Raw genomic sequence first — 23,214 nt, 5'->3', positions numbered from 1 at the left:
CTCTGTCCTCCATTTGGCTTTCTCAAAAAGGACGTTGAAAAAAGCATGAATACCATCAGAAAGTGAAAGAATGAATAACGAAACGTCTTCCATATCGACATCTGATTTCCTCCTAGAATCCGCTTGTTGTTAACTAGAAATTACCATCATTTCGTTTTTTTGTAAAATAAAAAAAGAAGCACTGACATAGCAGTGCTCCTTCCTTCTTATAATTGTTTTGCCTGAAGCTCTTTGAATTCTTCCTCTGTGCAGCTCACAAAGTGACCTGGCTTCACTTCACGGAAATCAGTGTTTGTTCCTTTGTGAACGGACGGATCATACTTGATTCGTTTGCGGTTACGCTCATAATCTGGATCTGGAAGCGGAATCGCAGATAGTAATGATTTTGTATATGGATGAAGCGGGTTTTCGTATAATTCATTCGCTGGTGCCAGCTCTACCAATTTCCCGAAATACATCACGCCAATACGATCGCTGATGTATTTTACCATGGACAGGTCATGGGCAATGAATAAATACGTTAAGCCTTTTTCTTCTTGCAGTTCTTTCATTAAGTTAACGACCTGTGCTTGAATCGACACATCTAATGCAGATATTGGTTCATCGGCAATAATAAAATCTGGCTCAACTGCTAATGCACGGGCAATTCCGATACGCTGCCTTTGACCACCAGAGAATTCATGCGGATATCTATTTGCATGCTCTTTGTTCAATCCAACAGTTTCAAGCAATTGGTACACGCGCTCTTTACGTGCTTGCTTTGTTTTCGCAAGGCCATGAATGTCGATGCCTTCTGCAATGATGTCCTCAACTTTCATTCTTGGATTGAGAGAGGCATATGGATCCTGAAAGATCATTTGCATTTTGCGATTAAATTGCTTAAGATCCGTAGTCGATTTTTTATCATGAACATTCTGTCCATTAAAAATAACCTCACCATCTGTTGCATTATACAACCGAATGATACTTCTGCCAGTAGTTGATTTTCCGCAACCGGACTCACCTACTAGCCCCAATGTTTCTCCTCTATAAATATCGAAGCTAACATCATCAACAGCTTTTACTTCATTTGGTTTGCCCACATTAAAATATTGCTTAAGATTATTCACCTGTAAAATAACATCTTTTTCACTCAATGTGATCCCCCCCTTTTTGCGCTTTAAATTGTCGCATTCTTTGCTTAATTGATTCAGGAGGTTCCACTTTAGGTGCATTAGGGTGTAATAGCCATGTAGCTGCATAATGCGTTTCTGACACTTGATATAAAGGCGGCTGCTTTTCAAAATCGATTTTCATAGCATATTGATTTCTAGCAGCAAACGGATCGCCTTTAGGAGGATTTAACAAGTCTGGCGGCGTTCCAGGTATAGCGAACAATTTGTCCTCTGTTGCATCCAGACTTGGCATAGAACTTAATAACCCCCAAGTATAAGGATGTTTTGGGTTATAGAAGATCTCATCAACTGTACCAATCTCAACAATTTGCCCACCATACATAACAGCTACACGATCAGCTACATTCGCGACGACACCTAAATCATGCGTAATAAAGATAATGGATGTTTCAATTTTCTTTTGAAGGTCCTTCATCAGTTCTAAAATTTGCGCCTGAATTGTTACATCTAATGCTGTAGTTGGCTCATCAGCAATTAGTATTTTTGGATTACAAGCAAGAGCAATTGCCACAACAACCCTTTGTCTCATACCCCCTGAGAATTGATGTGGATATTGCTTAAACCTTTGTTCAGGCTTTGGAATACCTACAAGCCTAAGTAGCTCAAGTGCTCTTTTTTTAGCTTCTTCCTTACTAGCATTTTGATGTTTTAAGATTGGTTCTATAATTTGTTTGCCAATTGTCATCGTAGGATTCAACGATGTCATAGGATCTTGAAAGACCATTGCAATATCTTTTCCACGTATTTTTTGCATTTGTTTATCAGAAAGTTTTGTTAAATTTTTATTTTGAAACAAAATCTCTCCTTTTTTCACTTCAGAGTTAGATTTAGGTAGCAGCCCCATGATTGATTTTGAAGTAACTGATTTTCCTGAACCTGATTCCCCTACAATTGCAAGTGTTTCGCCTTTTTTCAGATCAAAATTCACACCTCTTATCGCCTTAACTTCACCAGCGAACGTGTGAAATGAAATATTTAAGTCATTTACTTTTAGAATAGTTTCTTGTTTATTCATCATCATCACCGTCCCGTACTAATCTTTCATTTTTGGATCAAGTGCATCTCTCACACCGTCGGCAACAAGGTTAAAGACGATCATGATAACACTAATGATAATTGCTGGATAAACCATCTGATATGGGAAAGCGATCATTGATTTAAATCCGTCTTCAATTAACGTCCCTAGTGAAGCTTGTGGCTCTTGGAGACCTAAACCAATAAAGCTTAAGAAAGCTTCGAAGAAAATTGCACTAGGAATGGTGAACATTGTATTAATAATCATCACACCTGTTAAGTTAGGCAACATGTGTTTAAAGATAATTTTAAAGTTGCTTAATCCCAAGGTTCTAGCGGCTAGTACATATTCCTGTTCTTTCAGCTTCATGACTTGGGCTCGTACAACCCTGGCCATACTGATCCACCCGGTAATACTTAGAGCAATAATAATTGGAATAATCCCTGGCTTTAAGACGAGAATCATTAATATGACAACGATCAAGTTGGGAATACCCATTAGAACCTCTAAAACACGTTGCATCGCATTATCAATTTTCCCGCCAAAATAACCAGAAATAGCACCATAAGCAACACCAATAATTAAATCGATCACAGCTGCAACAACAGCAATAAGCAGTGAGATTTGAGTTCCTTTCCACACTCGTGTGAATAGATCTCTCCCAAGATTATCCGTACCGAACCAGTAGTAATGATCAATTCCTTTTTGTTCATAAGGATTGACCACATCACTATTTTTCAGCGTTCTTTCCCCAGTAAATGGAAGAAAACTAACATGCTCTAATCCTTGGATTCGAGGTGGTAGGTTCGCTTCAGACGTTGTCTGAGTACTAAAATCTTTGCCACTAATTAACGGTCCGACTATAGCCATAAATACAATTAAAAATAAAATCACCAAACTTACAACTGCGGCTTTATTCTTTTTGATTCTAAGCCATGCGTCTTGCCAATAATTCAGACTAGGTTTCTCAATTTTTTCAGCAGAAAATGTATCAACACCAGCGGGCTCAAATAGACTTTTATCAATATTTTCTTCTTGCTGTTTCATCATTTGTTACCCCCTGCTACACGAATTCTCGGATCGATAATTCCATATAGAATATCGACAATAAATACAACCACAACAAAAAGAACGGCGAATAAAATTGTTGTTCCCATAATAACTGGATAATCATTTACAGTAATGGCTTTAACAAACTGCTCACCAATTCCAGGAATTGAGAAGATTTTTTCTATTACGAGAGATCCCGTCATTAAACTAACAGTTAGTGGACCAAGAACTGTAACAACAGGGATCAAAGCATTTCTCATCGCATGCTTAAATGCTAATTCAAAATAGCCTGCTCCTTTTGCCTTTGCCAGCAAAATATAGTCTGTCTCAAGAACTTCAACCATTTCTGTTCGCATAAAACGTGCACAAATGGAAATAGGGAACATAGCTAATGCTATTGTAGGCAAAATTGTATACTCGAATCCATTCCAAAATTGAGTTGGTAATAACCCTAATTTCACCGCAATATAGTATTGAAGTAATCCCGCGAATACAAAACTCGGTATTGATTTACCGATAACTGCCAAGAAAGTAGCAGAATAATCTACCCATGTGTTCTGCCTTAAAGCTCCAACTACTCCCAAGAAGATACCAACAATCGTTCCTATAATAATCGCTTGAAGGCCTAGGACAGCAGATGGTCCTACTCGGTATGAAAGAAGTTCTGTTACGGAGGTATTGTTGAATTGGAATGAAACACCTAAATCCCCAGTGAATGTATTAATCATGTAATGAAAGTATTGAACTGGGATAGGCTGATCTAGCCCATATTTTGCATTAAGTACAGCTTGTTGAGCTTCTGACAACTTTTGTGCATTAACAAAAGGAGAACCCGGAATGAGTTTCATTAAGAAAAAAGTGATTGAAACAATGATGAAGAGGGTAACGACCATGAAGCCAACCCGTCTAATTAAGTATTTCAGCATACTTGCACCTCCTGATAAAACTGACTTTTCTGTATATTTCGACATATTTCTTTCAGTGAAAAAGAGAGTATATTCAGAGAATACACTCTCTTTTCTATAAGATTGTTAATTATCCTTCAATTTTCATCCATTTGTAACTGAATTCTGGTCCAACCTTGTGAATGACAAACCCTTTAACTCTGTTATTAATCAGATAGTTAGTTGCTCTCTGATAAATTGGTGAAAGTGCTGCGTCATCTTGTAGTAATACTTTTTCAGCTTCTTGTAAAGCTTTCCAGCGTTCTTCTGGTTTAGCAGCTAATTTACCAGATGCATCTTTTAACAGCTGATCATATTTCTTATCAGAATATCCCATGTGGTTGTTTCCACCACCTGTGATAAACAAGTCAGAGAATGTGATTGGATCAAGATAATCAGGACCCCATCCAGCCATCTGTAGATCGTAATCCTCTTTCTTATCACGATCAATACGAGTAGCAAAAGGAACACTTTGAATATTGATATCTAAGCCAGGTAAAGTTTTCTCAAGCTGATCTTTAATGAAAGCTCCGATTGTTTTAGCTGTCTCAGAATCATCACCTAAGTAGTTAAGCGTTACTTTAGACGTTCCTAATTCTTTTAGACCTTTTTCGAAAAGTTTCTTAGCTTCACCTTTGTTTGTTTCTAAGTATTTAGGCATTCCATCGCGGAAGTCTTTTCCGTTTTCATCATGTACAAAGTCTTTTGGAATTTGATAGTTTGCAGCAACTGAACCATTCTGCAATACATCTTTTACAAACGCTTCTTTGTCAATTGCGGTTGCAATTGCACGACGAACGTTTTCATTCTTTAGTGATTTATTTCCTTGGTTCATTTTCAACCAGAACACAGTAGGTTCTAGTAATCTTTTCATTCGCTTATCACCTTCGTACTGAGAGATGATTGCAGGAGTTGATAATTTAGGTGTAATATCAGCTTCTCCAGCTTCGAATGCGTTAACAGCTGCTTGTGGATCTTTAGATACTTTAAAAGTAAGTTTTGTCATAGAGACGTTCTTTTTGTCCCAATATTCTTCATTCTTTTTGTATTCCCAAGTAGTTGCTTGTGGGCCATCCCAAGAAGAAAGTTCATATGGGCCATTGTATACAAGGTTTTTTGCAGTCTTCGCATATTTATCACCTTGTTCTTTAACGAACTTTTCATTCACTGGATAGAAAGTTGGGAATGAAAGTAGAGATTGGAAGTAAGGAATTGGTTTTTCAAGTGTAATTTGCAATTCTTTATCATTTACAGCTTTAATTCCTAGTTCGTCAGGCTTTGCTTTTTTGTTGTAAACCTTATCAGCATTTTTGATTTTACCAACCATCATATATGGGCCATACTCAGACTTTTGCTCTGGATCTAAAGCACGTTGCCAAGCATAAACGAAGTCTTGAGCTTTAACTGGATCACCGTTAGACCATTTTGCATCTTTCAGTTTAATGTTATAGACTGTTTTATCTTTGTTAGCAACTGGTTCGCCATCCGCCATACCAGGTACTAATTCTTCTTTATCGTTGAATCGATACAAACCTTCAAAAACGTTATTCATAGTTGTGAAACTAATTGTATCACTTGCTTGGATTGTATCCATCGCAGGCATTTCCTGTGATTCTAAAATTGTAGCCTCTTGTTTTGAATCTTTGGATGCAGTGCCCTTGTCGCTACTTTGTTTACCTGAACATGCAGATACAAAAATAGTCAGCACCAATAAAAAAACTAAAAGCAGTGAAAATTTAGACTTTTTCATCTAGTTGTTAACCTCCCCTTCATAAATGAACTACAGGAACTATTATACTAGCAAATAAGTAATTGTGCATTCATTTTTTTAAGAAAATTTTCATATTTCGATGATTTTTTAATAAATTTATTAAAAAATTGAAACAAATTGGTTATTTTCCTTTGATTTTGTGATCTTAAATACCTAATCAGAAGTAATCCTGTCTATACAATTGGCAATCTTCCTGATTCATTGTAAACTGATATAAAGAATTTTGTTAAAACAACTGCTTAATTCCTTGTTTCGTTTTTCTTATATAGTGAAAATCTTGAATTAAGCGTTTTTATTGTTATTTTAGTACAGTAAAGTTTTAATGCGCAGGAGTGATTGTTATCAAATTTTTTATTCTTTTAATTAGTTCTAATTGCCTTGTATTCATTTTGAGTTTCATTTTTTATGGGCATATCTCTCTCTTAAGCCTGATTAACATCACTTTTTATTTAGCATCGGGGACTTTGCTAGTATGGTTATCGTTAATCACTTTAAAAAGTGGCTTTTTTGATCAAACAGCTTACAGCTTTCGAAAAGTATTTGATTCATTAAATAAGCAAAAGAGCCCTATTGACGATGATTTAAACAAACATTTATCATCATCTTTCCAAAGCAACTTTGCCGCCATGAAAATAATAGGTTTTAGCTTACTAATTGAAATGTTTATTTTGCTATTCATTTATTATATATAGGCTTTGACTTTTGATTTTTGCTTATTTATAATGGATTAAATTATAATGTTGCGATGAAAAAGAAGAGTACATATATTCACCATTAACAGAGAGTCTGCGGCTGGTGCGAGCAGATAATGGCATGTATGGAATGGGCTTTGGAGCAGCTAACCGAACACTTTTGAAAGTAAGTAGGCTTAGACGGAGCAGTCTCCGATATCAACGTCTTGAGTGATTTCCATGTGAAATAACAAGGGTGGTACCACGGTTCATTCGTCCCTTTTCTGTTGAAAAGTGACGGGTGGGCCTTTTTATATTGAAGAAAAGAGGTTTTAGTATGACAAAGAAGACAATTTTTTCAGGCATTCAGCCGAGTGGTTCGGTCACATTGGGGAACTATATTGGAGCGATGAAGCAATTTGTCGATTTGCAGCATGATTATCACGGCTATTTTTGTGTAGTCGACCAGCATGCGATTACGGTGAGTCAGGACAGGCTAGCCCTTCGCCAAAATATTAGAAGCTTAGCAGCTCTTTATTTAGCGGTTGGACTTGATCCAGAGAAGGCGACATTGTTTATCCAATCAGAGGTACCTGCTCACGCCCAGGCAGGATGGATGCTGCAATGTGTTGCTTATATTGGGGAATTAGAAAGAATGACCCAATTTAAGGACAAATCCGCTGGTAAGGAAGCGGTTGTTTCAGGACTATTAACGTATCCCCCATTAATGGCTGGCGATATCTTATTATATGGTACTGATTTAGTCCCTGTCGGAGAAGATCAAAAGCAGCATCTTGAATTGACTAGAACGCTTGCTGAACGTTTTAACCGCAAATACAATGACATCTTCACTGTACCTGAAGTGAAGATTCCAAAAGAAGGCGCTCGGATTATGTCTTTAGCAGATCCGGTGAAAAAGATGAGCAAATCCGATCCGAACCAAAAATCGTTCATTACTTTATTAGATGAACCAAAGCAGCTTGAAAAGAAAATCAAAAGTGCTGTGACGGATTCAGAAGGCATCGTTAAGTACGACAAAGAGAACAAGCCTGGGATTGCCAACTTGCTGACGATTTACTCTGTGTTAGGTAACATATCGATTGCAGAGCTTGAGCAAAAGTATGAGGGCAAAGGGTATGGTGAGTTTAAGGGAGATCTTGCGAACGTCGTTGTTGATGCTTTAAAGCCAATTCAAGATCGATACTATGAACTCATTGAGTCAGACGAGCTTGATCGCATTCTTGACGAAGGTGCTGAAAAAGCAAACCGCGCAGCAAACAAAATGCTGAAAAAAATGGAGAATGCAATGGGTCTTGGCAGAAAGCGCAAATAAAAAAAGCTTGCAGCACATCACGCTGCAAGCTTTTTCTAATTCACCTTTGATTCGTTTTCCATTTCCCAAAGCTTTTCAAAAAACGGCTGTCCCTTAATCATTTTTTCACAAAATGCTAAATGATTCTCTGACCATCCATCAATGGTTTCATTGTAAAGCATGTTCCAAATCTCTTCGAATGACATTCGTTTGATTTGATTGTACATGCGCGGATTCCATTCCGTATACCAATACGCAATCTCCGCCCTGTTTTGAAGACCTTTTAATTGATCGAGCGCCATAAACATTAGCTGCTTCAGCTGTCTTTCTTTTCTCGTTAATCCGCTGATGTGCTGCGGCGGCAAAGACAAAATGTGATACTCCTTCGCCGACTCAAGACGGTCCTGAGAGAATTCATATTCCTCAGCCTTCACATCCTTCACCATTTCATACACCAATTGCTCCTGCCTTGGGATTAAGCGGCTTTTCCTCACAGGAATAGAATACCCAATCGTATCCACAGCAATAATTCGTATGCCGTCTGTCACCACAAAGCAATATTCTAATTTACGCCGTTCATGATTTTTTCGAATATATGATTTCTCAAAAACAGATTCTAGCAGCGTCTTCGGCAGCTCTGAAAGATCATTCTCTATGTAATCATACAAAGGACTCTGCACCTTGAGTAAAGGTACTTGATCTAACAGCTCCACACTGTCCTCCTTGCGCCACTCATGAAAATGACACACATTGTAGCCATTTTCTTCCCCTTCAAACCAATTCACCCATACGTCATGAAGAAATAACATAACCAATCCCTCACTTTATAAAAACTGTTGTCCACAGTATGGGCAAGGGATAGAGAAATTATTCCAACTTTATTAAACTTCAAGCGGAGCGAATGTGGTTTGCATTTCTTTATTGCGCAGAGTCCCTTTCATCTTGTCATAAAAATGAGGCATTACTTTAACTTTTTAGGATCAAGCGCATCTCTCAGCCCATCTCCTAAGAAATTAAAGCATAAAACGGTCAGCAATATCAGTAAACCTGGGAAGAGCGGATACCACCACGCTTGCACCATAATCGAGAAGTTTTGTGCATCTTGCAGCATGTTGCCCCAGCTCGCTGTTGGCGGCTGTATGCCAAACCCTAGATAGCTCAGTGTTGATTCGGCTAAAATGACGGAACCTACTTTTAATGTAGCTGACACAATAATAGGACCGATACAGTTCGGTAAAATATGCGAAAAGATGATGACATGGTTTTTCGTTCCAATGGTTCTTGCTGCGAGTACGAATTCTCTTGTTCGCAGTGATAAAAATTCACTGCGGATCAGTCTCGCGGTTGTGGTCCATCCGGTCAAAGCAAAGATTAAAATCAATTTATCAATGCCTGGTTTGAAAATAGTAACGAGCGTGATCAAGAGAAAAATGTCGGGAATCGACAACACGACATCCACAAATCTCATTAACAAGGAATCAACAAATCCTTTGAAATACCCCGCTACCGCTCCGACCACAGTGCCAATGGTAATCGCACCGACCACCGAAACGAAACCGACTAATAAAGAGACCCTCGCGCCATAAAGCACCCTTGAGAAAATATCGCGGCCAAACTTGTCAGTTCCCATCAAATGCTCAACACTTGGCGGCTGGAGCCGTTTTAATAAATCTTGCTGCTCTGGTGCGTAAGGGGCAATCACAGGAGCGAAAATGGCTGAAAAGATAATGACCAATAAGATCACGGAGCCGGCAACCGCCAATTTATTTTTGAAAAATTTCTCGCAAAATAAACGCAGCATCGTCTCTGGCTTTGGCGGAAGACCCTCCTTTAATTTGAGATCAACAGGAGGTGTTCCCATATTAGGCTGTGCCAATTGTGCTTCAGCTCCCTTCTAATATTCAATACGCGGATCAACGATCGCATAGAGAATATCCGCAATTAAATTTCCAACCACCACGAGCACTGCGGAAATAACAGTCATCGCCATAATGACCGGATAATCTCTCGAAAAAGCAGAATCAATGAACAGCTTTCCAAGCCCTGGCCAAGTGAAAATTTGTTCCACTACGACTGCACCACCAATAAAGGATGGAATCATCAATCCGAAAATCGTAATGACAGGCATAAGACCGTTTCTTAACCCGTGCTTGAAAATGACTTTGTTTTCTCGAAAGCCTTTCGCTCTTGCGGTACGAATGTAATCCTGCCCCATGACATCAAGCATACTCGACCTTGTGTACCGGGTGAGCCCTGCCATATCAGCGGTTGCTAAAACAAAGGCTGGTAAAATGATGTGATGAAGCCGGTCAAATACATTAAAATCGGCGTTTAAGGTAGAGACGCCGCCTGTTGGGAACCATCCTAAATTCACAGATAAAACCATTATTAGAATGAGTCCAAACCAAAAGTTCGGAATAGCCAGTCCGATAAAAGATGTAAATGTAATGCCATAGTCTAGCTTTGTATATGGACGTTTTGCCGAAAGAACACCGAATGGGATGGCGATAATCAGGGCGACTAATGTAGAAAAGATCATGAGGATGAGGGTATTTGGCAGCCGGGCAAAAATCAAATCAGCCACAGGCGTTCCCTTTTTAACAATGGAGGTGCCAAAGTCACCTTGAAGCATATTGCCAAGCCATTTCATATACTGCACATATTCAGGGTCGTTCAAGCCGTACTTATCAATAAAAGCTTCCCGGTCTGCCGCACTAATGGTTGGGTCCATCATAAGTGACATCGGATCGCCTGGTGCTGCTTTCATAATGGCGAAGGACAAAATGGTAATCCCAAATAAGATGGGAATGGAAAGCAGTGTCCTTCTAATGATATATGTAACCATATGCACAACTCCTTTTTCATCGGATCGCCATACTGTGATGAAAAAGGGCTAAAATGATCTTTCTTTTAGCCCTCTGTCTTCATTGCATCGTGATATGAGAACCCTCTCAATCTAACTGGTGCTCGGTGAATGAAAGGGTATATCTTCACGCTAAAAGGAGAGAACTTTCCTCTTCTTTCACTAGCAGCCTACTGTTCAATCCACCATTTCTCGATTTTGTAATACTCATCTTTCGGGTGGTAAGAGTAGCCTTGGAGATTAGATGGCATCGCGCGATGTGAGTTGGCATAATAAAGGAACGTATATGGCTGATCTTCTGCGATCAATTCATAAATTTTTTCATATGCCTTTGAATATTCTTTTCGATCGCTTAAATTCTTGGCATCTACTAACAGCTTATCGACCTCTTTATTTTTATACCAGATGTTATTCAAGCCTTTTTCTGACTGGCTTGAGTGGAAGATGCTGAATTGATCAGGGAATGTGGCAAGGCTCCAGCCGAGCAGCAGCGCATCATAATCCCACTTAGGCGGTGTCGTCTGCTCAATGAGTGCACTGAATTCCACAATTTGCGGCTTCGCTTCCACACCAATTTCTTTGAGCTGCTGCTGGACAACGACAGCAATGTCTTCACGGACTTTGTTTCCTTGGTTGGTCTTTATAACAAAGGAGAATTTCTTGCCATCCTTATCAAGATAGCCATCTCCATCTGTATCCTCCCAGCCCTCTTCTTTCAGCATCTTTTTCGCTTTTTCTTGATCAAATTCAAACACTGGAACACTTTCATTTTTAGGGTAGTTCCATGACAGCGGACTTTCTGGAATGTTGGCTACTTTGCCGTCTCCATCTAACACTTGATCGACAATCGTTTGGCGGTCAATGGCATGTGTCAGCGCTTGGCGGACCTTTTTACTTTTAAAGAGATCATTTTTCTGGTTCCAGCCAATGTATGAATAATTGAGCCCTAAATCAGATTCAATTTTAATGTTGCTGACTTTTTCAGCCGTTTGCAGCTCTGCTCCCGGTACAGCAAAGAAATCAATATCACCTGCTGAAAGCTGGGCAATTGCTGCGTTCTGATCAGGAATCGTTTTAATCGTGACGGTATCAAGATATGGACGTCCATCCCAATAATCGTCAAAGGCTTCTAGTTTCACGTAGTCGCCTTCTTTCCACTCGGCAAATTTAAATGGACCTGAACCAATTGGTTTTTTTCGGTTAAATTCATTTTCACCGAGATCTTTTATAGGCACATCACCTAAAATATGCTTAGGCAAAATGCCGTAGCTTCCTAGTGTGACATTATAAAAATAGGGATCTTTTTTATTGAGCTTGAATTCGATTGAGTAATCCCCTGTCTTTTTAACTGAATCTAATACTTCAAATCCTGATCCGCGCTCCCCGTTGTAGTCCTTATTGATCGGAATGCTGTATGTAAACACAACATCATCAGCTGTCAATTCTTCTCCATCATGAAACTTTACGCCTTTTTTAATGGTCACATCAAACTGCTTCCCGTCATCAGATTCTTTAATATCTTCTGCGAGTGATAGCTGAGGGTTCAGCTTTCCGTCCGTTTGAAGTAAAAAGCTGTAAATTCTTTCTTCAATATCAGAGCTAGCCACATCTGTTGAATACAGCGAGTTAAATAATGTTGGTTCTGCAATGGAACCGATGACAAGATCTCCGCCCTGTACAGGTTTACCGGTGGATTTCTTTTCACTGTCTCCAGAGGTTTTATTTCCACTAGAGCAAGCCGCAAGCATGAGCGTGAAGATCAGCAGTAAACTAATCAATATGGATTTTCTATTTCTACCTTTCATATACAATTCCCCCTATCCTTTTTTAGAAATGACGACAGATGCCGCTTCATCCCCCCTCTCAAAGATGAATTCATCCAAGCCGATTAAGCGTCGTAGAGGTGACAGGCAACGAAGTGGTTTGGTTTTAATTCTTGAAATGCTGGTATTTTTTCTTTACAGATTTGTTTCGCATACGGGCATCTTGTATGAAATACGCACCCTTTTGGCGGATTTGCAGGACTTGGCAGATCGCCTTGAAGCATGATCCGTTCTCTTTTGATCTGACCTTTTTTACGGGTAACAGGGACAGAAGAAAGCAATGCCTGTGTATATGGGTGGAGCGGTTCATCGTACAGGCTGTGCTTATCGGCAAGCTCCATCATTTTGCCGAGATACATCACGCCGACTCGATCACTAATGTGCCTGACCACACTTAAGTCGTGAGAGATAAATAGATAGGTCAGGTCAAATTCCTCCTGAAGTTCCTCCATCAGATTAATCACCTGCGCCTGAATGGATACATCAAGTGCTGAAACCGGCTCATCTGCGATAATCATTTCAGGATTCATGGCAAGCGCACGAGCAATGCCGATTCGCTGCCTCTGCCCGCCAGAAAATTCGTGGGGATAGCGATTTGCAAAGCTTGGATGAAGGCCCACCTTTGATAAAAGCTGTTCTACTTTTTCATTTCTTTCTTTTAAGGAATATAAGTGGTGTGTTTTGTAGGGTTCTTTGATGATGCTTCGAAGTGTTTTTCTAGGGTTGAGTGATGCAAAGGGATCTTGAAAAACCATTTGGATGTTTTTTCGTGTTGATTGTCTTAGCTTTGATTCTGATACACGGGAGATATCTTGCCCTTTAAAAAGGATTTGACCGTCAGTTGGTTCATATAAACGAATCATGGTCCGGCCTAATGTTGATTTACCGCATCCTGATTCCCCCACTATCCCTAACGTTTCACCTTTATAAATCTTCAAATCTATGCCGTCAACAGCTTTGACTGCACCGACTTTCTTCTGAAAGACGCCTGCTTTAATCGGAAAATGTTTTTTGATTTGTTTCAGTTCAAGTATGGTTTCTTTCTCTATTAGATCTGTTGCATGTGGTTGATTTTGAGCAAGAGTCATGTTTGGTCTGCCTCCTCATATAAGAAGCATCTGACGCTTCTGCCATTTTCAAAAGTCCTCAGCTTAGGCAGTTCACCTAGGCAGCGCTCCTTCACTTGCGGGCATCTAGGAGCAAATCGGCAGCCGGCTGGAAGCTGATCCGGTGCAGGGACATTCCCTTTTATTGCTGTTAGCGGCTGTATGTCTCCGTCAATGACAGGAATCGATTCAAGCAGCCCTTCTGTGTAAGGATGCAGCGGCTGATCAAATAATTCTTCGACGGTCCCATTTTCAACAACCTGTCCGCAGTACATGACAATGACTCGATCTGCCACTTCAGACACGACACCTAGATCATGAGTGATGAGGAGAATCGATGTACCAAATGTCGTGCATAAATCTTTCATCAATGTGAGCACCTGGGCTTGAATCGTAACATCTAGGGCAGTTGTCGGTTCATCTGCAATGAGGAGCTTCGGATCACAGCTTAGCGCAATGGCAATCATCACTCTTTGCCGCATGCCGCCTGATAAACGGTGCGGGTAATCTTTGATGATTTGTTCCGGTCTGGAAAAACCAACAAGCTTCAGCAGGTCAATCGCTTTTTTTGTCGCTTCTTTTTTTGAAAGTTTTTTGTGATAGATGAGGATTTCTGTTATTTGTTCCCCGATGGTTAGGACGGGATTAAGTGAGGTCATGGGTTCCTGAAAGATCATCGACACGTCATTACCACGAATGCTGCATAATTCCTTTTCACCATATGTAACGAGATCCTTGCCATCTAGCTTGATGGAACCGTCCATAATTTTTCCACCAGTGCCGTTAATCAAGCCCATAATGGATAAGGACGTAATGCTTTTACCAGATCCAGACTCACCGACTAATGCGACAGTTTCTCCTCTGTTGATACTGAAATCAACGCCATCTACAGCAGGTATCGCTTCTTTTTTTCTAAAAAAATAGGTTTTTAAGTTCTGCACTTCAAGCAGCGTGGTCATGTATTCGCCCCTTTCACCATCAATCAATAGAACAAAATCTAAAAATTTCATCTTTTTCGAATAAAAAGAATTATCAAAATTTATATTTGTATATTATTACATTGTTATGACGAAATCAAGAAGAATTTAGTAAATTTGTAATATGTCTCTTTTTGTGTGAATCATTCACTTTATGAGTCTATCGCCTTTAAAAAAGTTTCGGACGGCTCTGCAATCATAGACTCCTCGCTGATTCTGTGTTCGCTGAAATACTTTTTCACGATATAAAACCCAGTGGCGTAACCAAGCATTTTGGGGTAGTTCCCTTTTCCATAAAGGAGGTTCTGTATCAGTCTTTCGTCGTCCTGCACTTTTTGATCAAGATGACTGGATACCCATTTCTGATACATACGCTGAAGCTGCGTTTCGTCATAGAGAGTGGTCCATTTGGCTGTATAGCTTTCTCCGTATCTATGATACACAGCATATTCAGCGAGCCCTTCCATCATGATTGTATCAAGGAATGTAAAATCTTTTTCTTCTTTCGTGAGAAAATGCAACCTACATACATGGTGATATTCATGAGTCAGCAATGTGCCGATACGTTCTTTCGGGGTATTTGGCGACAAAAAGAGAAAGACCTTGTCGTCAAATGCCATGCCGGATTGATAATAAAATTGCTCTCTAATTTCTTTACTGCTCTCATTGACTGGCAAAATAAAGACTGGAATGTCAGGGCCTTTCCACTGCTTTTGCAGCGCCCGGTATTCTTTCATGACGAGCTGGAAGTACCCTTTTTCTTTGAGCTTGTCGATCATGTCTTTGCATGATCGAAAAGACCGAATCATGCCGTGATGTTGCAGGTGGGAGAGAATAGAGGACCATTCTTTTTCCTCCGCCCCTTTAAAATAAGGAACAAAGCGCGACGCAAGCTCCTGAAATGATGAAGATTGATGAATGAGATATTGTGTATTGACTAGACCCATACTACTAAACACCTCCATTTTCATCATATGCAAAAAAGCGGCGATCTGATTATAGATCGCCGCCTTCTTAGGAAATATTACGCTTCGTATTTTTTAAAGATAATTGTCGCATTATGTCCGCCAAAGCCAAGTGAGTTACTTAGAGCCACTTGTACTTCTTTTGAACGTGCTTCATTTGCCACATAATCAAGATCACATTCTTCATCCGGTGTTACAAGGTTAATGGTTGGAGGAATAACGCTGTCTTTAATCGCAAGCACAGAGAAAATAGCTTCTACTCCACCTGCTGCGCCAAGTAAGTGACCTGTCATCGATTTTGTCGAACTGATCGCAAGCTGATTCGCATGCTCTCCGAACACTTCTTTAATCGCCATTGTTTCAAATTTATCATTGTACGGTGTGCTTGTTCCGTGGGCATTGATATAATCAATTTCTTCCACAGACAAACCAGCATCTCGAATCGCTTCTTTCATTGCGCGTACGCCGCCTTCTCCGTTTGGAGCCGGTGCTGTAATATGATACGCATCTCCAGTTGATCCATATCCAACAATTTCTGCATAAATCGTCGCGCCACGTTTTAATGCATGCTCAAGTTCTTCAAGAACGACAATCCCTGCACCCTCACCCATCACAAATCCGTCACGGTTTTTGTCAAATGGACGGCTTGCTGTCTCTGGATCAGGATTTGTCGAAAGAGCTTTGTTCGCACAGAAGCCAGCAAACGACATTTTTGTTAACGGCGCTTCTGTTCCGCCTGTGATCATCGCATCTGCATCTCCGCGCTGAATGACTTTAAATGCATCACCAATTGAGTTTGTTCCTGTTGCACATGCTGTGACAGTACAAGAGTTAACCCCTTTTGCGCCAAGTGCAATTGAAATTTGGCCTGTTGCCATATCTGGAATCATCATTGGAACGAAGAACGGGCTTACGCGTCTTGCCCCTTTATTTGAATACACTTCAAACTGCTCTTCAAATGTTTCAAGTCCGCCAATACCAGATCCAACCCATACACCAACACGCGGTGCGATTTCATCTGTGATTTCAAGACGTGAATCTTCTAGCGCCTTTTGGGCAGCAACGACTGCATATTGTGTGAAGCGTGCCATTTTTCGTGCTTCTTTTTTCTCCATGTAATCTTCAATGTTAAAATCTTTTAATTCTGCAGCCACTTTTGCTGTATATTCACTTGAGTCGACACGTGTGATTGGTCCAACTCCTGATACACCTGCTAAAGCATTTTTCCATGTTGATTCTACATCGTTGCCAAGAGGTGTCAAAGCACCCAATCCTGTAACAACTACTCGTTTTTTATCCATTAATTTGTGCACCTCACTCTTTTATCGGCCCCATCGCATAGCGATTGCGCCCCACGTTAATCCGCCACCAAAACCTACCATTACAATCACATCGCCGTCATGAATTTTTCCGGCTTCGATTTCTTCACATAGTGAAATCGGAATGGATGCTGCTGATGTGTTTCCATATTTATGGACTGTCTTCGACATTTTTTCAACTGGCAGCTCTAGGCGTTCGCGGGCTGCTTCCATAATGCGAATATTTGCTTGATGCGGGATCAAGAAGTCAACGTCTTCTTTTGATAGTCCAGCTTTTTCGATGACGTTTACGCTTGACTCGCCCATTTGTCTTACAGCAAATTTAAACACTTCTCGTCCATTCATGATTGTATGATCTTTTTCATCTAAGTACAAGTGCTTACCGCCTCTTCCATCGGCTCCAAGCTCAAATGAGAGAATTCCTTTCCCTTCGCTGACCTCTCCTAACACAGCAGCACCTGCTCCATCTCCAAACAGAACAGCAGTATTGCGGTCATCCCAGTCGGTAATGCGAGAAAGTTTTTCAACGCCAACGACGAGCACGTGCTTGAACGTACCTGATTCGATAAATTGTTTTCCAGTAACAAGCCCATACATAAAGCCAGCACACGCAGCGCTAATATCCATTGCACATGCTTTATGTGCACCGAGCTGCTCTTGAATCATACAAGCGACTGTCGGAAATGATTGATCTGGCGTGACTGTCGCCACAAGAATCATATCGATATCTTCTGCAGCTACATTTGCGTCAGCTAATGCTTTTTTTGCAGCAGCAAGCGCCATATGTGATGTATTGACATCATCAGAAGCAATTCTTCTTTCTTCTATACCTGTTCTAGTACGAATCCATTCGTCAGAAGTTTCAACCATTTTTTCTAAATCAAGATTTGTTAACACTTTTTCAGGTATATAGCGGCCAAGGCCAATAATTCCAGCATTCATTGAATAAGACTCCTTTTACTCATACGAGCATGTGATATTGTGATCTTATATTAGTATCTGGTACTAATTTTAACTTATTTTTTTCTCCTTGGCAATACAAACGTCTAACCTTTCCTCTCACTTTTTTCATAGATTATTGATATACCAATCGTAGAAAGGAGCATTTGATATGGCGCAAAAAGATATTTTTTCGGCTATGATGTTTGGACAGCCGCTTGAAAAGGAGAAAAGCAAGGAAGAAGCAAAGGAGGAACGCGTGGAGACAACTTCAAGTGAAGAGTCCATTGACTACATGCATGTCATGAACCAAATTGGGAACATTATGAACTCCATCGATGAGCTGAAGCCTGTGTTTAAAGATGTTGGCCCTATGATTAGTGCCTTCAAGAAAAAATTATCATAAAAAAAAGCCACTATTCTGTGGCTTTTTCTGATTCTGCATCTGCTTTTCCAAGCTCATATGCCTCTTGCATAACAGATGTAAACAATGATAAAAGCGGCTGAAGAGCTTCGGGCTCAAGCTGAATACCTGCTTTATCTAATTCTTCTTTTGCCTGCGGAAAATACTTCATGGCAATTTGTAAAAACTCCATCGATTTTTCGTGCTGCATCGTTGTATCCTCACTTTTCATTTGGCAGTTTGCCAGTTTTTTTGTAAGACGCAATATCACTTTCAATGTCTTTCAAAAAAGCACGGTCAATGGTGGAACTAAATTTCCCCATTTCGATCACTCCTTCTTTAAAGTCAAAGGAGTACTCACCTTGTGCATTTAGCTTGCCTTCATTAAATTTCTTCGCAATAATACTATACGCTTTATCCACATGCTGGACTGTGCTTGTTAAGACGGTATGGCTGCCGAGGTTGGATTGATCGGTGACATATCCGATCGCTGATAAATTATCGGCTTTGATTTGTTCAATGACAGGGATATTATAACCATCACCTGCTGGATATACAACATCTACGCCCTGTTTTTCCAATTTTCGATAGAGCTCCACGGCTTTGTCCGCATCATCCCAGTTTTCAACAAACTCGGCAAGCACTTGTACATGTTCATCTTGATATTTTGCACCTTTGATAAAGCCGTCTACTTCGCTTTGCCAATCATATGTAGCAAGAATACCAATCTTTTTTGATTTTGACATATGTGCTGCTGTCATGCCTCCGAAAAAGCCCATCGCTTCACCTTTAAACGTCACATTCGCAACATTATCCGCCTGAGGCTTGTTTCCATTTACTGTGATAAATTGTGTTTTCGGATAATCTTCACTAATGATGTTGAAAATTTCGCTGTATTCACTGCCATGGCCAATAATCAAATTGACTCCTTTTTTGTGAAATTCTTCAATGGCATCAACGATTTTCTCTTTGTCGACCATTCCTTCCTTATAATAAACATCTACACCAAATGTTGATTGAATATTTAATAAGCCTTTATAACCTTTCGTTCCCCAAACTTGATCATTAATTGTATCGGGGACGAGTAAACCCACCTTCTCAATCTGTCCTTTTAAAGGTGCCTGTGAGCAGGCAGATAATAGGAGAAGGAACGAAAAGATCATGACAAGCCGCTGATACTTCATGCCATGTTCAACTCCCTTTGCCACATGCAGGCATGAACCTGTATGTTAAATATAGGTTTATTTTATACTGAAAAAAGATAAGATGGAAGATCATTCTTGCTTTTTGTCGAAAAATGTTGAGTTTTGTCTTTTCCATTCTGCCATCATTTCTTCTGCTTGTTTGTCATCTGTTTGTCTTTCTACCTTCAATTCATGTGTTATTTCCTGTCTTTGTTCAGAGCCTGATGCCCACTTGAACAAATCCCTTGCTACATCTTCTACAAAAAATGCCTCATCACGCTTCGTTCTTTCTTTATCAAGTGTCCATGGTCCAAACATGCGAGGTAGAATAACAGCCGGCACATTCTGATTGGATGATTCGTCTTCGTTTTTTTCGTAAAGAACCCGGTACATACCTTGCGCCGCTTTCAGGTCTTCGTATCTTTTATCTGGTTCTTCTGATTGAATAAAGATCAGATCATACGTGTCTTTCCCATCCTGAAGGTCAATGGCACGGAAAAGATCATTTCTGCCAAGCCACATCATTCGTTCTTCTAATAACCTCTTTTGCTCTTCTGTTTGCTCATGAGGGCATGTGATATCCATTTGAATGCCCTCTTTCATCATATATTCACACAGCGCTAGGCCAAAAAATTCATCTGCCCCTATGATCAGTCCTGTCTCCATGTTCATGTCCCCTTTTTTAGCTTATCGAATAAAAAGAAGAGCCCTTTCCATGAAGGGCTGTTATCATCCTATTCATCACAATTCTCTTTCATGCGATTTATAAAACTTGTGAATGGATTGAAAGATTCTTCTCGGATGATCAAACATATGCAAGGTGAGATCGATCTGACAATGCTCTGGATTCTTCATGTGCTGATCAATAAAAGGCTTTGCATGCAGTTCATATGCATAGGGTGCACCGTTTAGTCTTTGCCATATGTGAATCGGTACATGAGCAGAATGAACAGGGCAAGCTGGGAGCGGATACGTTTCCGCTTCCTTTTCAGAGCAGCCGTAGCTTTTCGCTAATTCTTTGATTAGCTGTTTATAAAAGAATTTGTGTTCCTTTTCTCTTTCCCGTTGTGCATAGAGATGCAGACATGGATTCACCATCGCAATGGATCTTAGCACTTCTGGCATCTCTTCAGCAAGGCTCATGGCAACGAGTGCACCCATCCCCTCTGCCAGCACATGAATTTCCCGGTTTAATATTTCTTGTTTTAATGTGTGATGAACGAGCTGCTTTGTACTAAAAACAGCATCTTCGCATCCCCAGTGATTCCCATGAAGATGACTATTAAACAATGTATATCCTTCATCCTTTAAGGCAGTTAAAAGCTGGTTTCTTCCATAGTGCTGAAGCCAGAATGATGTATTTTCCTGCACAAAGTGATTTCGGTCACCGAGGATAAGAATGCCAAAGCCATTTGGTTTTTGAGGAAGGTGAATGACGTTCCACTGGGAACCAAGCTGGAAAAACCGTTCGCTTACACCCATATGGCCAGCCTCCTTTCAGTGATTCTGCTTTCTATGATATGAACAACAACTCTTGTAGGAATAAGGAAATCCCCTAATGACAGAAGAATTCTTTTTATTTTTATAGAAGAAGGTCTAAAAATGGTCACATAAAGGCTAAAACAGTCTTTTCCCCTCACTCGTATCTATGGTATGATAATCAATAGATTGTTACATAAAGGACGGTGGGATTATGCATTATATTATCACCCTCATTTGGACTTTTCTGCTGACACATATGGCTGGTTACATCGTTGCTTCGATGAATGGCGCTGCTTATGACTTTACTTTGACTTCTATTCTTGCAGTGGTGTTTACGGTTATTTTATTCATCTTTGCTGAAGTAAGTCCAATGAAAGAAACGGAAAGTTCAACAAAACACTCTTAATACGTAAGAGATGAATGCGAGAAAGAGCTAAAATGATCTTGATTTTAGCTCTTTTTCTTTTTGCTTGAAAAGCGGTACGCTAAAACCCCCTGCAGCTACAGGGGGTTTTTTATTGATTACACCTCGACGGTTTCGGACTTCTGTTTGTCTTGAGTCAAATGGCTTTTCGCAAGCCCTGTAAACAGGAAGATCGCGATACCTGATAAAATTTCAAGGACCCCGCCGCCAGCAATGACAGGTCCCGCTCCAAATCTTTCTGCCAGAACGCCTGATACGACAGCTGCAAACGGGAGGAAAACATTTGATGAAGCATTGATCACCGCGTATACTTGCGGCTGATCATCTTGGTCGACAGACGTTTGAATAATGACCATTTCCGGTACATTGATCGCACTAACGGCGGCACCGAATATAAAGGAAGCTAGTAGAACGACTGGCAGCCATGTACTCATCCCTGTAATAAAGAATGCAGCTCCTTCAATCATACCAGCGACAATAAAGAACAAACCAAATCTCTTAATTTTTACCTTCGCCAGAGCAAAGCCCATCATAAACGCGCCGACTGCAGCAACACCTCTTAAAATGGAATACACCATAGAATCGCTTTGCAATGCTTCTGCTACGTATACAGCAGATAGTGCCTGCCACGGAGCTGCAGCGACATTCATTAAAATACAATACAGCGTCAGTGCAAATAAAATGTGATGATTTTTGACGACGAGAAACCCTCTTTTTAAGTTATAAAAATATGTATTCTTTGCTTGTTTTATACCTGCTGCTTTGTCTTCAGCGGTTTTCTTTAATTTAACACCGATAATAAACAGGCCGGATATGATGAATAAGGCAGTGGTGATGAGCAGGGTATCTGCAGGTCCGATTAATTTGACTAAGAGACCAGCGACCATGACTGCTGCAAGTGCGACAATCTCAAAAGAAGATTGCAGGATGGCGTTTGCTTTTTGAATCAGATGCTTCGGTACAATCTGCGGTAAAATCGCCACCGAGGCTGGGTTATACGCTGCACCTGTTGCCGATTGAATAACCATTAATGAGATCAATAACCATAATGGCAATAGATGCGAAAAATGCAGTAGCGGAATAATGAGTACAATGGTTGCTCGAACGACGTCTGATGCGAACATCCATTTAGACAAATGGTGCTTTTTCATAAGAGGTCCTAGTATTGGGGCTAGCAAAGATGAAGGAAGTACGGTTACTGCTAGGAGAAGTCCTGTACCGAGCGCTCCATCCCCTCTCAAAATCAATAGCCAAAGGACGGATGTAAAAGCAAAACTTTCTCCTGTGTTTTTAATGAGTCTTGATATGAATAATGAGGTGAAGCGTTTATTCCAAACACTTTCACTGAGATTCATCTTTTCCATCACACAAATCCTTTCAACTAGTTAATCTCACTTACATATTTTACCTTAAATTCTCTTTTATTCATACTATTTATTTGAAAATTTGAACTTAATTGTTTTTTATTATAAAGAAAAAAGAGGCATGACACATGCCTCTAAAGACTTATTCCAGCCGACTCTTAGTCAATTGCTTACGGCTTTCTCTGATAGGTCCAAACACGGTTATGGTTCGAGTTATCCGGAAAGACGTCGCCTGCTTGAAGCTTAATCTTTAAAGGATCTTTCACCATACTGCCGGTTTCACCGATCTCGACATACACACCATTATTTGGTGCTTTATTCCCTGATTTAAACTGATGCTGCTGACCCATTTCCATCCTCCTTTCTCGATGATGTTATTATGTCCCGTGACTTGCCTCTCCAATCCTTTATGCAAAAAGTCCCTGCT

The 23,214-nt window shown here is 40.2% G+C and carries 24 protein-coding genes and 1 other annotated feature; of the genes, 4 read left to right on the top strand and 20 right to left on the bottom strand.

The features are described from left to right. Positions 1 to 206 precede the first annotated feature (206 nt). The 5 genes from QRN39_RS03920 to QRN39_RS03900 all read right to left on the bottom strand — a co-directional run bounded on the left by QRN39_RS03920 (position 207) and on the right by QRN39_RS03900 (position 5,934). The gene (locus QRN39_RS03920; protein ID WP_284906230.1) at positions 207 to 1,136 is read right to left on the bottom strand and encodes an ABC transporter ATP-binding protein; all 930 of its coding nucleotides are present in this window, start codon (positions 1,134 to 1,136) and stop codon (positions 207 to 209) included. Further along, the gene (locus QRN39_RS03915) at positions 1,129 to 2,190 is read right to left on the bottom strand and encodes an ABC transporter ATP-binding protein (protein ID WP_111912356.1); all 1,062 of its coding nucleotides are present in this window, start codon (positions 2,188 to 2,190) and stop codon (positions 1,129 to 1,131) included. The genes QRN39_RS03920 and QRN39_RS03915 overlap by 8 nt, the downstream gene beginning before the upstream one ends. A gap of 18 nt (positions 2,191 to 2,208) precedes the next feature. Further along, the gene (opp3C, locus tag QRN39_RS03910; RefSeq protein WP_284906229.1) at positions 2,209 to 3,237 is read right to left on the bottom strand and encodes an oligopeptide ABC transporter permease; all 1,029 of its coding nucleotides are present in this window, start codon (positions 3,235 to 3,237) and stop codon (positions 2,209 to 2,211) included. Continuing rightward, positions 3,237 to 4,166, bottom strand: a complete 930-nt coding sequence (opp3b, locus tag QRN39_RS03905; RefSeq protein WP_284906228.1) for an oligopeptide ABC transporter permease — start codon at positions 4,164 to 4,166, stop codon at positions 3,237 to 3,239. The genes opp3C and opp3b overlap by 1 nt, the downstream gene beginning before the upstream one ends. 109 nt (positions 4,167 to 4,275) lie before the next feature. Further along, positions 4,276 to 5,934, bottom strand: a complete 1,659-nt coding sequence (locus QRN39_RS03900; RefSeq protein WP_284906227.1) for a peptide ABC transporter substrate-binding protein — start codon at positions 5,932 to 5,934, stop codon at positions 4,276 to 4,278. Positions 5,935 to 6,287: 353 nt separating this feature from the next. Here QRN39_RS03900 and QRN39_RS03895 point away from each other — a divergent pair, with 353 nt between their 5' ends. Both QRN39_RS03895 and trpS read left to right on the top strand, forming a co-directional pair. After that, on the top strand, positions 6,288 to 6,647 hold the full coding sequence (locus QRN39_RS03895) for a DUF3899 domain-containing protein (protein WP_284906226.1): 360 nt from the start codon (positions 6,288 to 6,290) through the stop codon (positions 6,645 to 6,647). A gap of 44 nt (positions 6,648 to 6,691) precedes the next feature. Further along, positions 6,692 to 6,910: a binding site (T-box leader), on the top strand. A gap of 53 nt (positions 6,911 to 6,963) precedes the next feature. Further along, positions 6,964 to 7,959, top strand: coding sequence for a tryptophan--tRNA ligase (trpS, locus tag QRN39_RS03890; RefSeq protein WP_003212181.1), 996 nt, complete (start codon positions 6,964 to 6,966; stop codon positions 7,957 to 7,959). Between the two features lie 35 nt (positions 7,960 to 7,994). Here trpS and QRN39_RS03885 read toward each other — a convergent pair whose 3' ends face one another. From QRN39_RS03885 to QRN39_RS03845, 9 genes are all read right to left on the bottom strand, one after another. After that, on the bottom strand, positions 7,995 to 8,747 hold the full coding sequence (locus tag QRN39_RS03885; RefSeq protein WP_050945290.1) for a YjbA family protein: 753 nt from the start codon (positions 8,745 to 8,747) through the stop codon (positions 7,995 to 7,997). 152 nt (positions 8,748 to 8,899) lie between these two features. Next, a complete protein-coding gene (gene opp4C, locus QRN39_RS03880; protein ID WP_003212337.1) occupies positions 8,900 to 9,799 on the bottom strand; it encodes an oligopeptide ABC transporter permease in 900 nt (299 codons plus the stop codon). A 33-nt stretch (positions 9,800 to 9,832) separates the two neighbouring features. Then, positions 9,833 to 10,783 (bottom strand): ABC transporter permease, encoded by a 951-nt coding sequence (locus QRN39_RS03875; protein ID WP_268458868.1) that lies wholly within the window; start codon positions 10,781 to 10,783, stop codon positions 9,833 to 9,835. Between the two features lie 188 nt (positions 10,784 to 10,971). Beyond that, positions 10,972 to 12,606, bottom strand: coding sequence for a peptide-binding protein (locus tag QRN39_RS03870; protein ID WP_050945295.1), 1,635 nt, complete (start codon positions 12,604 to 12,606; stop codon positions 10,972 to 10,974). An 83-nt stretch (positions 12,607 to 12,689) separates the two neighbouring features. Further along, a complete protein-coding gene (locus QRN39_RS03865; RefSeq protein WP_050945297.1) occupies positions 12,690 to 13,712 on the bottom strand; it encodes an ABC transporter ATP-binding protein in 1,023 nt (340 codons plus the stop codon). Next, on the bottom strand, positions 13,709 to 14,689 hold the full coding sequence (locus tag QRN39_RS03860; protein ID WP_212046073.1) for an ABC transporter ATP-binding protein: 981 nt from the start codon (positions 14,687 to 14,689) through the stop codon (positions 13,709 to 13,711). Before QRN39_RS03860 ends, QRN39_RS03865 begins: the two co-directional genes overlap by 4 nt. 170 nt (positions 14,690 to 14,859) lie before the next feature. Continuing rightward, positions 14,860 to 15,654, bottom strand: a complete 795-nt coding sequence (locus QRN39_RS03855; RefSeq protein WP_050945299.1) for a DUF2268 domain-containing putative Zn-dependent protease — start codon at positions 15,652 to 15,654, stop codon at positions 14,860 to 14,862. A 77-nt stretch (positions 15,655 to 15,731) separates the two neighbouring features. Continuing rightward, entirely contained in the window at positions 15,732 to 16,973 is a 1,242-nt protein-coding gene (fabF, locus tag QRN39_RS03850; protein ID WP_003211631.1) for a beta-ketoacyl-ACP synthase II, read from the bottom strand. Positions 16,974 to 16,994: 21 nt separating this feature from the next. Continuing rightward, the gene (locus QRN39_RS03845; protein ID WP_003212296.1) at positions 16,995 to 17,933 is read right to left on the bottom strand and encodes a beta-ketoacyl-ACP synthase III; all 939 of its coding nucleotides are present in this window, start codon (positions 17,931 to 17,933) and stop codon (positions 16,995 to 16,997) included. A gap of 169 nt (positions 17,934 to 18,102) precedes the next feature. Between QRN39_RS03845 and QRN39_RS03840 the strand changes: the two genes are divergently transcribed. Further along, positions 18,103 to 18,336 (top strand): hypothetical protein, encoded by a 234-nt coding sequence (locus tag QRN39_RS03840; RefSeq protein WP_212046074.1) that lies wholly within the window; start codon positions 18,103 to 18,105, stop codon positions 18,334 to 18,336. Positions 18,337 to 18,346: 10 nt separating this feature from the next. Here QRN39_RS03840 and QRN39_RS03835 read toward each other — a convergent pair whose 3' ends face one another. From QRN39_RS03835 to QRN39_RS03820, 4 genes are all read right to left on the bottom strand, one after another. Then, positions 18,347 to 18,544 carry a ComZ family protein gene (locus QRN39_RS03835; RefSeq protein WP_003211983.1) on the bottom strand — a complete coding sequence of 66 codons (198 nt, stop codon included), beginning with the start codon at positions 18,542 to 18,544 and terminating at the stop codon, positions 18,347 to 18,349. A gap of 10 nt (positions 18,545 to 18,554) precedes the next feature. Then, complete coding sequence (locus QRN39_RS03830) at positions 18,555 to 19,517, bottom strand: BMP family ABC transporter substrate-binding protein (protein WP_050945301.1); 963 nt, start codon at positions 19,515 to 19,517, stop codon at positions 18,555 to 18,557. Between the two features lie 90 nt (positions 19,518 to 19,607). Then, positions 19,608 to 20,183 (bottom strand): nad binding enzyme, encoded by a 576-nt coding sequence (locus QRN39_RS03825; RefSeq protein WP_284906225.1) that lies wholly within the window; start codon positions 20,181 to 20,183, stop codon positions 19,608 to 19,610. A gap of 75 nt (positions 20,184 to 20,258) precedes the next feature. Then, entirely contained in the window at positions 20,259 to 20,999 is a 741-nt protein-coding gene (locus QRN39_RS03820) for a hypothetical protein (protein WP_003211061.1), read from the bottom strand. Positions 21,000 to 21,210: 211 nt separating this feature from the next. Between QRN39_RS03820 and QRN39_RS03815 the strand changes: the two genes are divergently transcribed. Next, entirely contained in the window at positions 21,211 to 21,405 is a 195-nt protein-coding gene (locus QRN39_RS03815) for a YjzD family protein (RefSeq protein ID WP_003211779.1), read from the top strand. A gap of 116 nt (positions 21,406 to 21,521) precedes the next feature. Here QRN39_RS03815 and QRN39_RS03810 read toward each other — a convergent pair whose 3' ends face one another. Continuing rightward, positions 21,522 to 22,787 (bottom strand): MFS transporter, encoded by a 1,266-nt coding sequence (locus QRN39_RS03810; protein ID WP_284906224.1) that lies wholly within the window; start codon positions 22,785 to 22,787, stop codon positions 21,522 to 21,524. 170 nt (positions 22,788 to 22,957) lie between these two features. Then, on the bottom strand, positions 22,958 to 23,137 hold the full coding sequence (locus QRN39_RS03805; protein ID WP_003211282.1) for a YjzC family protein: 180 nt from the start codon (positions 23,135 to 23,137) through the stop codon (positions 22,958 to 22,960). Positions 23,138 to 23,214: the final 77 nt, after the last annotated feature.

Origin of the sequence: Bacillus sp. lyk4-R2A-2, from assembly GCF_030209735.1 — a bacterium.
In the GTDB taxonomy this organism is placed as follows: domain Bacteria; phylum Bacillota; class Bacilli; order Bacillales; family Bacillaceae; genus Bacillus; species Bacillus pumilus.
The sequence above is the reverse complement of the archived record's forward strand: the minus strand, read 5'-3'. Positions and strand labels throughout refer to the sequence as shown.

What these genes read in the sequence shown, in the direction of transcription:
- QRN39_RS03915 (WP_111912356.1), bottom strand. Translation starts at nt 2,190, where the DNA reads ATGAATAAACAAGAAACTATTCTAAAAGTAAATGACTTAAATATTTCA.
- opp3C (WP_284906229.1), bottom strand. Translation starts at nt 3,237, where the DNA reads ATGAAACAGCAAGAAGAAAATATTGATAAAAGTCTATTTGAGCCCGCT.
- opp3b (WP_284906228.1), bottom strand. Translation starts at nt 4,166, where the DNA reads ATGCTGAAATACTTAATTAGACGGGTTGGCTTCATGGTCGTTACCCTC.
- QRN39_RS03900 (WP_284906227.1), bottom strand. Translation starts at nt 5,934, where the DNA reads ATGAAAAAGTCTAAATTTTCACTGCTTTTAGTTTTTTTATTGGTGCTG.
- trpS (WP_003212181.1), top strand. Translation starts at nt 6,964, where the DNA reads ATGACAAAGAAGACAATTTTTTCAGGCATTCAGCCGAGTGGTTCGGTC.
- QRN39_RS03885 (WP_050945290.1), bottom strand. Translation starts at nt 8,747, where the DNA reads ATGTTATTTCTTCATGACGTATGGGTGAATTGGTTTGAAGGGGAAGAA.
- opp4C (WP_003212337.1), bottom strand. Translation starts at nt 9,799, where the DNA reads ATGGGAACACCTCCTGTTGATCTCAAATTAAAGGAGGGTCTTCCGCCA.
- QRN39_RS03875 (WP_268458868.1), bottom strand. Translation starts at nt 10,783, where the DNA reads ATGGTTACATATATCATTAGAAGGACACTGCTTTCCATTCCCATCTTA.
- QRN39_RS03870 (WP_050945295.1), bottom strand. Translation starts at nt 12,606, where the DNA reads ATGAAAGGTAGAAATAGAAAATCCATATTGATTAGTTTACTGCTGATC.
- QRN39_RS03865 (WP_050945297.1), bottom strand. Translation starts at nt 13,712, where the DNA reads ATGACTCTTGCTCAAAATCAACCACATGCAACAGATCTAATAGAGAAA.
- QRN39_RS03860 (WP_212046073.1), bottom strand. Translation starts at nt 14,689, where the DNA reads ATGACCACGCTGCTTGAAGTGCAGAACTTAAAAACCTATTTTTTTAGA.
- QRN39_RS03855 (WP_050945299.1), bottom strand. Translation starts at nt 15,654, where the DNA reads ATGGGTCTAGTCAATACACAATATCTCATTCATCAATCTTCATCATTT.
- fabF (WP_003211631.1), bottom strand. Translation starts at nt 16,973, where the DNA reads ATGGATAAAAAACGAGTAGTTGTTACAGGATTGGGTGCTTTGACACCT.
- QRN39_RS03845 (WP_003212296.1), bottom strand. Translation starts at nt 17,933, where the DNA reads ATGAATGCTGGAATTATTGGCCTTGGCCGCTATATACCTGAAAAAGTG.
- QRN39_RS03840 (WP_212046074.1), top strand. Translation starts at nt 18,103, where the DNA reads ATGGCGCAAAAAGATATTTTTTCGGCTATGATGTTTGGACAGCCGCTT.
- QRN39_RS03835 (WP_003211983.1), bottom strand. Translation starts at nt 18,544, where the DNA reads ATGCAGCACGAAAAATCGATGGAGTTTTTACAAATTGCCATGAAGTAT.
- QRN39_RS03830 (WP_050945301.1), bottom strand. Translation starts at nt 19,517, where the DNA reads ATGAAGTATCAGCGGCTTGTCATGATCTTTTCGTTCCTTCTCCTATTA.
- QRN39_RS03825 (WP_284906225.1), bottom strand. Translation starts at nt 20,183, where the DNA reads ATGGAGACAGGACTGATCATAGGGGCAGATGAATTTTTTGGCCTAGCG.
- QRN39_RS03820 (WP_003211061.1), bottom strand. Translation starts at nt 20,999, where the DNA reads ATGGGTGTAAGCGAACGGTTTTTCCAGCTTGGTTCCCAGTGGAACGTC.
- QRN39_RS03815 (WP_003211779.1), top strand. Translation starts at nt 21,211, where the DNA reads ATGCATTATATTATCACCCTCATTTGGACTTTTCTGCTGACACATATG.
- QRN39_RS03810 (WP_284906224.1), bottom strand. Translation starts at nt 22,787, where the DNA reads ATGGAAAAGATGAATCTCAGTGAAAGTGTTTGGAATAAACGCTTCACC.
- QRN39_RS03805 (WP_003211282.1), bottom strand. Translation starts at nt 23,137, where the DNA reads ATGGGTCAGCAGCATCAGTTTAAATCAGGGAATAAAGCACCAAATAAT.